9 protein-coding genes and 1 pseudogene are annotated in these 8,691 nt (G+C 71.3%); 7 read left to right on the top strand and 3 right to left on the bottom strand.

Annotated features, from left to right (window positions below; genetic code table 11):
• Positions 1-15 precede the first annotated feature (15 nt).
• The gene (locus ACNFOC_RS45855; protein WP_416964938.1) at positions 16-1,443 is read right to left on the bottom strand and encodes a mannitol dehydrogenase family protein; all 1,428 of its coding nucleotides are present in this window, start codon (positions 1,441-1,443) and stop codon (positions 16-18) included.
• Between the two features lie 11 nt (positions 1,444-1,454).
• Positions 1,455-2,663 carry a D-mannonate dehydratase ManD gene (gene manD / locus ACNFOC_RS45850; protein WP_416964937.1) on the bottom strand — a complete coding sequence of 403 codons (1,209 nt, stop codon included), beginning with the start codon at positions 2,661-2,663 and terminating at the stop codon, positions 1,455-1,457.
• A gap of 143 nt (positions 2,664-2,806) precedes the next feature.
• Between manD and ACNFOC_RS45845 the strand changes: the two genes are divergently transcribed.
• Positions 2,807-3,520: a GntR family transcriptional regulator gene (locus ACNFOC_RS45845; RefSeq protein ID WP_416964936.1), complete on the top strand. Its 714-nt coding sequence runs from the start codon at positions 2,807-2,809 to the stop codon at positions 3,518-3,520.
• Between the two features lie 45 nt (positions 3,521-3,565).
• Here the strand turns inward: ACNFOC_RS45845 and ACNFOC_RS45840 are convergent, their stop codons facing one another.
• Positions 3,566-4,015, bottom strand: coding sequence for a MarR family winged helix-turn-helix transcriptional regulator (locus ACNFOC_RS45840; RefSeq protein WP_416964935.1), 450 nt, complete (start codon positions 4,013-4,015; stop codon positions 3,566-3,568).
• Positions 4,016-4,093: 78 nt separating this feature from the next.
• Between ACNFOC_RS45840 and ACNFOC_RS45835 the strand changes: the two genes are divergently transcribed.
• From ACNFOC_RS45835 to ACNFOC_RS45810, 6 genes and pseudogenes are all read left to right on the top strand, one after another.
• Complete coding sequence (locus tag ACNFOC_RS45835; RefSeq protein WP_416964934.1) at positions 4,094-5,203, top strand: ABC transporter permease; 1,110 nt, start codon at positions 4,094-4,096, stop codon at positions 5,201-5,203.
• Positions 5,204-5,308: 105 nt separating this feature from the next.
• Positions 5,309-6,721, top strand: a complete 1,413-nt coding sequence (gene lpdA / locus ACNFOC_RS45830) for a dihydrolipoyl dehydrogenase (RefSeq protein ID WP_416964933.1) — start codon at positions 5,309-5,311, stop codon at positions 6,719-6,721.
• A gap of 185 nt (positions 6,722-6,906) precedes the next feature.
• A complete protein-coding gene (locus ACNFOC_RS45825; protein ID WP_416964932.1) occupies positions 6,907-7,308 on the top strand; it encodes a sortase-dependent protein in 402 nt (133 codons plus the stop codon).
• On the top strand, positions 7,305-7,928 hold the full coding sequence (locus tag ACNFOC_RS45820; protein WP_416964931.1) for a class F sortase: 624 nt from the start codon (positions 7,305-7,307) through the stop codon (positions 7,926-7,928). Before ACNFOC_RS45825 ends, ACNFOC_RS45820 begins: the two co-directional genes overlap by 4 nt.
• Positions 7,929-7,975: 47 nt before the next feature.
• Positions 7,976-8,467 (top strand): RNA polymerase sigma factor, encoded by a 492-nt coding sequence (locus ACNFOC_RS45815; protein ID WP_405990501.1) that lies wholly within the window; start codon positions 7,976-7,978, stop codon positions 8,465-8,467.
• Positions 8,451-8,691: pseudogene (locus ACNFOC_RS45810) on the top strand (hypothetical protein); the annotation flags it as partial. The gene ACNFOC_RS45815 and the pseudogene ACNFOC_RS45810, both read left to right, overlap by 17 nt.

Raw genomic sequence — 8,691 nt, 5'->3', positions numbered from 1 at the left:
GGCGGGGACGGGGAGTCAGATCTCGACGCGCCCGGCGCGCAGGGCGGGCAGCCGGTCCGCGACGGCGGTGGTGAGGGTGTGGTCGTCCGCCAGGTCCGTCGAGCCGAGGACGCGCAGCAGTGCGCGGACCGTCTCCACGGGGGCGGTGGCCGTGTCCCAGCAGGCGGCGAGCGCGCCGGCCGCGGGATCGGTGGGTGCGTCGGTCCGCCCGGTGCTCAACACCCAGGCGGCGAGGGCGAGTTCGAGCACCGGCGCGCTGGTGCCGTGGGCGCGCAGCGTGCGCAGGGCGGGCAGCCAGCGCTCCGTGATCTTCAGCGATCCGTCGGAGCCGATCTGGCGGAGCAGGTGGTGCATCGCGGGGTTGCGGAAGCGGACGACGAGGTCGTCGGCGTACGCGACCGGGTCGGGGCCGCCCACCGGGAGTGTGGGCGCGACCTCCGCGCACAGCGCCCGGACGAGCCGCTCGCCCCAACTGGCCGCCATGGTCCCGGCGATGGTGGTGTGGCCCGCGGCCGTACCCAGATACGCGAGGGCGGAGTGGGAGCCGTTCAGCAGACGCAGCTTCGTGAGCTGATACGGCGTCACATCCCTTACGAACAAGGCGCCGTCGAGCTCCCAGGGCGGCCGGGGTGCCGCGAAGGAGTCCTCCAGGACCCAGCTCCGGTACGGCTCGGCCGTCACGGCGAGTTCGTCGCGTACCCCGAGAGCGGTCGCGGCGGCGAGCCGGTCGGCCTCGGTCACCGCGGGCACGATCCGGTCGACCACCGTCGCGGGGAAACGGACGGTCTCGGCGATCCGGTCCATGATCCGGACGCGGTCGGGCCAGTGGGACGCGGCGACGAACTCCCGTACGACCCGGCCCAACACGGCGCCGTTGTCCGCCATGTTGTCGCAGGACACGACGGTGATCGGCGCGCCGCCCGCCCGCACCCGCGCCGCAAGCCCGGCGGCCAGCGCGCCGATCACGGTGGTGAACTGCCCGTCGGGGCCCGCCGCGAGGTCGGCGGCGACGGCGGCCGTGTCCAACCCGCCGGTGGACGCGAGCCGTTGGTAGCCCTTCTCGGTCACGGTGAGCGTCACCACCGTCACCTCGGGGTCGGCGAGCAGCGTGCCGACCGCCTTGGCGTCCGGCCCCATGGCCAGCGCGTCGACCACCGAGCCCACGACCCGGGTGCGGGGGCCCTCCGGACGGCGCTCGGTGAGCGAGTACAGGCAGTCCTGGTCCCGCAGGGCGCGTACGGTCTCCGCCGACCTCGGCGCCACGGCGGTGATGCCCCAGGGCTCACCGGACCGGGCGGCGGTGTTCTCGGTGTAGACCGCCTGGTGGGCGCGGTGGAAGGCGCCGAGGCCGAAGTGGACGATCCGGGGCCGGAGTTGGGCGGGGTCGACCGCGGGCCGGGCCTCCGGTGCGAGGGGTGTTGTACGGCTCAGTCGTGCACTCATCGGTCGTGCGCTCACCAGTCGTGCACCGACCCGTCGAGGCGCCGCGCGACCGGGAGATAGCGCTGCTGGTAGGGGAAGCGCTCGGCCGCCTTCTCGTCGTACTCGACGCCCAACCCCGGCTCCTCCGAAGGGTGGAGCATCCCGTCGGCGAACGTGACCCCCGTGCGGAACACCTCACCCGCCTCGTCGGGGTGGCCCATGTGCTCCTGGATGCCGAAGTTCGGCACGGCGATGTCGAGGTGCACGGCCGCCGCCATGCTGACGGGGGAGAGGTCGGTCGCGCCGTGCGAACCGGTCCGCACCTGGTACAGCGCGGCCAGGTCGAAGATCCGCCGCAGGTGCGTGATGCCGCCCGCGTGCACGACGGTCGTGCGGACGTAGTCGATGAGCTGCTCGGTGATCAGGTGCTGGACGTCCCAGATCGAGTTCATCACCTCGCCGACCGCGATGGGGGTCGTGGTGTGCTGGCGGATGAGCCGGAACGCCTCCTGGTTCTCGGCCGGGGTCGGGTCCTCCATCCAGAACAGCCGGCACGCCTCGACGCTCTTGCCGAAGCGGGCCGCCTCGATCGGCGTGAGGCGGTGATGGACGTCGTGGAGCAGGTGGAAACCGAACCCGAAGCGCTCCCGGACGGCTTCCAGATAGGTGGGCGCGAACCCCAAGTAGGCCTCGGTGTCCCAGGGTTGCTCGTCGGGCAGCTCGGTCGCGGCGGGTTCGTAGACCTTGCCCTTGCGGACGCCGTAGGTGCCGCCGACGTCGGGCACCGCGGCCTGCGCGCGGACCGCCTTGTAGCCCAGCTCCAGGTAGCGCTCGACGTCGTCGAGGAGGGAGGGCACGTCGGTGCCGCTGGCGTGCGAGTAGACCAGGACGCCGTCCCGGGACCGGCCGCCGAGCAGCTGGTAGACGGGCAGGCCCGCGGTCTTGCCCTTGATGTCCCACAGGGCGGTGTCGACGGCGGCGATCGCGGTCATGGTGACGGGCCCGCGCCGCCAGTACGCGCCCCGGTAGAGGTACTGCCACATGTCCTCGATCCGGGCGGGGTCCTTGCCGATCAGCAGGGGTACGACGTGATCGCGCAGATAGCTCGCCACGGCCAGTTCACGGCCGTTGAGCGTGGCGTCGCCGAGGCCCGTCACGCCGTCGTCCGTGGTGACGCGCAGCGTGACGAACGTGCGCCCGGGGGAGGCGACGAACACGTCGACGCGCTCGATCTTGCTCACGGGTGGCTCTCCTTACCGTGTTCCGTTGTCGGCCGACCGTGTCCTGCTGCCGGCCGACCGAGTCCTACCGTCGGTCGGTCAGTACTTGTATACAAGCATGTGTCGTGAAGTGGCAATGGTCGCGTCACAGATACGATGGCCGCATGGCTCACTCGAACCGGGACCGCACCAGTCGGCGCGCGATCTATCTGAAACTGCGTCAGATGGTCCTGACCCTCGAACTCGCCCCGGGCGCGGCCCTGTCGGAGAACGAGCTCGCGGCGTCGCTCGGTGTGAGCCGGACCCCGGTGCGGGAGAGCCTGATCCTGCTGTCGCAGGAAGGACTGGTGCAGGTCTTCCCGAAGATCGGGTCGTTCGTCTCCCGGGTGGACCCGGCGCAGGTCGCCGACGCGCAGTTCCTGCGGGAGGCCGTGGAGCTCGCCTCGCTGGACGACCTGCCCGGGGAACTCGACGCCGAGACCGACAGGGAACTCCGCGACAATCTGGAACGCCAGCAGCGCGCGGACCTCGGCCTGGAGGAGTTCTTCGACCTGGACGAGGCCTTCCACCAGGGCCTGATGCGACTGAGCGGCCACGGCAACGTGTGGACCAACGTCGCCGCCGCCAAGGGTCACCTGGACCGGGCCCGGCGCCTCGGCCTCCACGAGAACGTCTCCCCGGCCGTCTTCGCCGTCCAGCACCGCGAGATCTACGACGCGGTCGTCGCCGGCGACGTCCCGCTCGCCCGCGCCGCGATGCGCACCCATCTCCGGGCCGTCTTCAGCGACATCGAGCGCATCCGGGCACACTCACCGGAACTGTTCGCCAGCGGCCCCTCGACGGTGCCGGTGCGGCGCAACGTGGTGGTGTGGGAGTAGTCCCGCGCCGGGCTTTTCAGGGCGGGTAGTCCCGCGCCCGGCTCCTCAGGACAGGTCGCCCTCCAGGGCCGAGGGATTCAGCGACGCCAGCAGCTTGAGCAGCAGCGCGTGCGTCTGCTCCTGCTCCGCCGGCGTCAGTGCCTGAAGCGCCTCGGCGTGGGCGGCGTCGACCGTCTCCGCCGCCTCCGCCGCGAGCCGTACACCGGCCTCCGTCGCGTGCAGGCGCTGGGTGCGCCGGTCGCCGGGGGTGGTGCGGCGCTCCAGCATGCCCCGCTCGACCAGCCCGTTGACCGCCGTGCCCATCGACTGTGGGGTGATCGCCGCCCTGCGCGCCGCGGTCGCGCTGGAGACCCCGGGGTCGAGGACGGCCTGCATCAGGGCCCGGTGCTGGGCGAGGGTCAGCTGGAGCGGGCGCAGGGCGCGCTCCATCCGGGCCGCCATGATCTGGCCGATCTGCCAGGCCACATAGCCGGTACGGCGGTCGGGATGCTTCACAGAACGGACCTCTTTTGTAAGGCAGCTGATTGTGATGTACAAATATTATCAGTTGCCTTCTAATCTAGGACCCTCCCGATGTCCCAGCAAGTCGCACCCCGAGCCACCGGCACGAACGGCACCACCGGCGCCCCCCGACAGCCGCACAAGCACGCCCTGGACGTGGCCCACGCGCCCCCCGGCCCCGGAAACCTGCGCGCCGTCCTGCTCCCCGTGGCGGTCGTGCTGCTGATCGGCGCCGTGTTCGTCAGCGTCTACCTCGCCGCCTTCCACGCCCCGAGCCCCCATCAACTCCGCGTCGGGACAACGGAGATAGGCACCGCGCAGGCCCACCTGAGCGAGGACCTGGACCGCATCGCCCCGGGCGGCTTCACCGTCGAGACCTACCCCGACGAGTCCGCCGCCCGGAACGCCGTACAGGACAGGCAGGTCTACGCGGCCTACCTCGGCGACGGAAAGCTGCTCTACGGCAGCGCCAACGGAGCCGCCGTCACCGCGACGGTGACCACCGCCTTCGGCTCCGTGGCCCACGCCGAGCAGCACGAACTGGCCGTCGAGGACGTCGCCCCGGCGGCGGCGGGGGACACCCGGGGCCTCTCCGTCTTCTACGCCGCCTTCGGCCTGGTCCTCGCGGGCTACCTCTTCGGTATGACGACATACCAACTCGCCCCCCGCCTCCAGTACCGCTGGCGGATGGCCAGCCTCGCCCTGTTCGGCATCGTCGGCGGTCTCCTGATCGCCACCATCGCCGGAAGCACGGGCTTCGGCGCGCTGCCCGGCTCCTTCGTGCCCCTCGTCGCCGTCATCGCGCTGATGGGCGCCGCGGTCGGCGGTACGACGATGGTGCTGCTACGGCTGTTCGGCTCGGCCGGTGTCAGTCTCGCCTCGATCCTCATGCTGATCCTCGGCAACAGCAGCAGCGGCGGGATCATGCCGGCGGCGTACCTGCCGGGCTGGCTGCGCCCGCTCTCCGAGATCCTGCCGGTCGGCGTCGGCGTCCGCGCGATGCAGGGCCTGTCCCGCTTCCAGAACGACGGCCTGTCCCGCGCCCTGGTGATCCTCCCGGTGTGGGTGCTCGGCGCCGCCCTCGTGCTCTACCTGAAGGACGTGTACCGGCGCGGGGCTCCGGCGGCGGGTGCGGGTGCGGGGGCGAAGAGCGCGCCGGGGCCCGCACCCGTGACCGGCTGACCTCGACGTACCCGGCTTCGTCGGGCCTGCCGGGTTCGCCGGTCCTGTCCGGGGGCGTGCATCCTGGAAGCAGGTGAGGATCTCCCTCCGGGAAAGGAACCATCGATGGACTCGCAGGACGAGCGGTTCGACGTCGTCGTACTCGGCGCGGGCCCCGGCGGCTATGTCGCCGCCATCCGTGCCGCCCAACTCGGCAAGCGGGTCGCCGTGGTTGAGGAGAAGTACTGGGGCGGGGTCTGTCTGAACGTGGGCTGCATCCCGACCAAGGCCCTGTTGCGGAACGCCGAGTTGGCGCACATCTTCACCCGCGAGGCGAAGACCTTCGGCATCAAGGTCGAGGGAGAGGTCTCCTTCGACTACGGCGAGGCGTTCCGCCGTAGCCGCCGGGTCGCGGACGGCCGGGTCAAGGGCGTCCACTATCTGATGAAGAAGAACAAGATCACGGAGATCGACGGCCGCGGCACGTTCCTCGACCCGCACACCCTCCAAGTGGCGGGCTACGACGGCGAGTCACGCACGATCGGCTTCGAGCATTGCGTCATCGCGACCGGCGCCACCCCCAGGCTGCTGCCCGGCACCAAGCGCAGCGCACGCGTGGTGACCTACGAGGAGCAGATCCTCGCCGACGACCTCCCGCGGTCGATCGTCATCGCGGGCGCCGGCGCGATCGGCATCGAGTTCGCGTACGTGCTGCACAACTACGGCGTGAAGGTCACCGTCGTGGAGTTCCTCGACCGCGTGGCACCGCTCGAAGACATCGAGGTCTCCACCGAACTCGCCAAGCAGTACCGCAAGTTGGGCATCGACGTCCTCACCTCCACCCGCGTCGAGTCGATCGACGAGTCGGGCCCGCAGGTCCGCGTCACCGTCACCGGCAAGGACGGCGACCGGCAAGTCCTGGAAGCCGACAAGGTGTTGCAGGCGATCGGCTTCGCCCCGAACGTCACCGGCTACGGCCTGGAGAACACGGGCGTACGGCTGACCGAGCGCGGCGCGATCGACGTCGACGGCCGGTGCCGTACGTCCGTCCCGCACCTGTACGCCATCGGCGACGTCACCGCGAAGCTGATGCTCGCGCACGCCGCCGAGGCGATGGGCGTGATCGCCGCCGAGACCCTCGCGGACGCGGAGACGATGGAGCTGGACTACGCGATGATCCCGCGCGCCACGTACTGCCAGCCGCAGATCGCCAGCTTCGGCTACACCGAGGCGCAGGCACGGGAGTTGGGGCACGACGTCAAGGTCGCGAAGTTCCCGTTCACCGCGAACGGCAAGTCGCACGGCCTCGGCGACACCACCGGCTTCGTCAAGCTGATCAGCGACGCGAAGTACGGCGAACTCCTCGGCGGCCACCTCATCGGCCCCGACGTCACCGAACTCCTCCCCGAACTCACCCTCGCCCAGCAGTGGGACCTCACCGTCCACGAGGTCGCCCGCAACGTGCACGCCCACCCGACCCTGGGCGAGGCGGTGAAGGAGGCGGTGCACGGCCTCGCGGGACACATGATCAACATGTGAGGTACCGGCCAACTCGCCTTCCCCGCCCGCCGAGTCGCCCACCGGATCACCTTCCGAACGACTTTGCCCGCTCTTTACAACCCACTCTCCCGCTGCCTCGTCTCTCCGCTCGATCAACAACCCGCCCCACCGCCGAACCGTCGCCCGACGGACCCGGTGGGGCGGCCGACGAGAGAGAGCGACTCATGCGCCGAACTGTCCTCAGCGCCCTGGCACTTACGTGCGGCGCGGTCCTGGCGTCCACCGCGCCCGCGTTCGCGACCGGGGCCTCCGCGTCCCCGACCCGCACCCCGTCCGCCTCGCCGTCCGCGGCGCCGAGCGCCACCAGGGCGCCGACCCCGGCCCCCACCGCCGAACCCACCCGCAGCGCGAGCACCGCACCCTCCGCCGAACCGTCCGCCGAGCCCACCCGGGACCCGAGCCAGGTCGCCGTGGTCCCCAGCGGCGCCCCGGACACCGGTGTCACGACGGTGTCGAAGTCGTCCGACGACATGACGACCACGCTGGTCGGCGGGGGAGCCGCCGCGCTGGTCGTCGGCGGCGGCGCCTTCGTCGTCGTACGGCGTCGGAGGACGACCGGCGTATGACCTCGCTCTCCAGGCGCGCCTTCGTCACCGCGGCGACGGCGACGCTGCTCGCCGGCTGCGGCGGCGGGCACGGGACCGCCTCGGCCACGAACACCCCTCAACAACAAGGGAGTTCGACGCCTTCCGGGCAGTCCTCCGCGCCGCCCTCCGCCACGACGGCACACGCCCTCGCGCGTTCCGTCCCGGTCGCCCTGCGCGTCCCGGCGATCGGGGTCGACACCCCGGTCATGCAGCTGGGGCTGGCCTCGGACGGCACCGTGCAGGTGCCGCCGATCACCGCGCACGACCGGGCGGGCTGGTACCGGCACTCGCCGACACCCGGCCAGACCGGGCCGTCGGTGATCCTCGGGCATGTGACCGTCGGCGCGTACGGGGACGGCGTGTTCCGCCATCTCGCGAAGCTGCGCAAGGGCGACCGGATCGAGGCGGGCCTGGAGAACGGCACGACGGCCACGTTCACCGTCACCACCGTACGGACGGTCGCCAAGGCCGACTTCCCGTCCGACGAGGTGTACGGGAACGTGGCCCGCCCCGAACTGCGTCTCATCACCTGCGGCGGGACCCGCACCGGTACGGGATACCTCGACAACGTGATCGTCTTCGCCACGCTGACCGGCTGAACTCCCGTACCCCGTAGCCACTTTGCACGTCACGACCATGGAGAGCGTTGAAACGGTCCCGCGAGAGGGCAGCGTCCGAACTGTTCGCCGCCGTCTACCCGCGCCTCGCCGGCTGGTGCCGCCGTCTCGTCGACGACGACGAGACGGCGCACGAGATCGCCTCCGAGGCGTTCACCCGGCTCTGGGCCCGCTGGACGAAGGTGGCGGAACCCCGCGGCTTCCTCTACGTCACCGCGGCCAACCTCGTCCGTGACCACTGGCGCAAACTGGAGCGCGAGCGCCGGGCCGTGCGCCGCGCCACCACGGAGGAGGCGATCCGCCCACCGACCGAACAGGAAGACCCCTCGGTACGGCTGCTCGTGCAGTCCCTGCCCGAACGACTGCGCGTCCCGATCCTCCTGCACTACTACGCTGACATGCCGATCCGGGAGGTGTCCGTGCTGACCGGACGCAAGGAAGGAACCATCAAGGCCGACCTCCACGCGGCCCGCGAACTGCTCCGCGCCCATCTGAGGAGAAGCCTTGACCACACACTTTGACGAGGGAGACGAGGGCCCGGAGACCGACCTCGACGACCCCCTCACGGTCATCCTGCGCCCCTCCTCCGCCGAATACCTCGGCCCACCCCCCGGCCGCTACGAGTCGATCCGCCGCGGCGCGGGCCGCCGCCGCCTGCTCCGCGCGACGGTCGGCGCCGGCGCGACCTGCGCGGTGATCGTCCTCGCCGCCCTCCCCTTCCGCCTGGCCCACCACGACTCACCGA

The organism is Streptomyces colwelliae, assembly GCF_048158785.1.
Classification (GTDB): domain Bacteria; phylum Actinomycetota; class Actinomycetes; order Streptomycetales; family Streptomycetaceae; genus Streptomyces.
This window is presented reverse-complemented; position numbering and strand designations above follow the sequence as displayed.

Excerpts from the sequence above, each read along its gene's own strand:
- ACNFOC_RS45825 (WP_416964932.1), top strand. The coding sequence starts at position 6,907 with ATGCGCCGAACTGTCCTCAGCGCCCTGGCACTTACGTGCGGCGCGGTC.
- ACNFOC_RS45855 (WP_416964938.1), bottom strand. The coding sequence starts at position 1,443 with ATGAGTGCACGACTGAGCCGTACAACACCCCTCGCACCGGAGGCCCGG.
- ACNFOC_RS45820 (WP_416964931.1), top strand. The coding sequence starts at position 7,305 with ATGACCTCGCTCTCCAGGCGCGCCTTCGTCACCGCGGCGACGGCGACG.
- ACNFOC_RS45835 (WP_416964934.1), top strand. The coding sequence starts at position 4,094 with ATGTCCCAGCAAGTCGCACCCCGAGCCACCGGCACGAACGGCACCACC.
- lpdA (WP_416964933.1), top strand. The coding sequence starts at position 5,309 with ATGGACTCGCAGGACGAGCGGTTCGACGTCGTCGTACTCGGCGCGGGC.
- ACNFOC_RS45845 (WP_416964936.1), top strand. The coding sequence starts at position 2,807 with ATGGCTCACTCGAACCGGGACCGCACCAGTCGGCGCGCGATCTATCTG.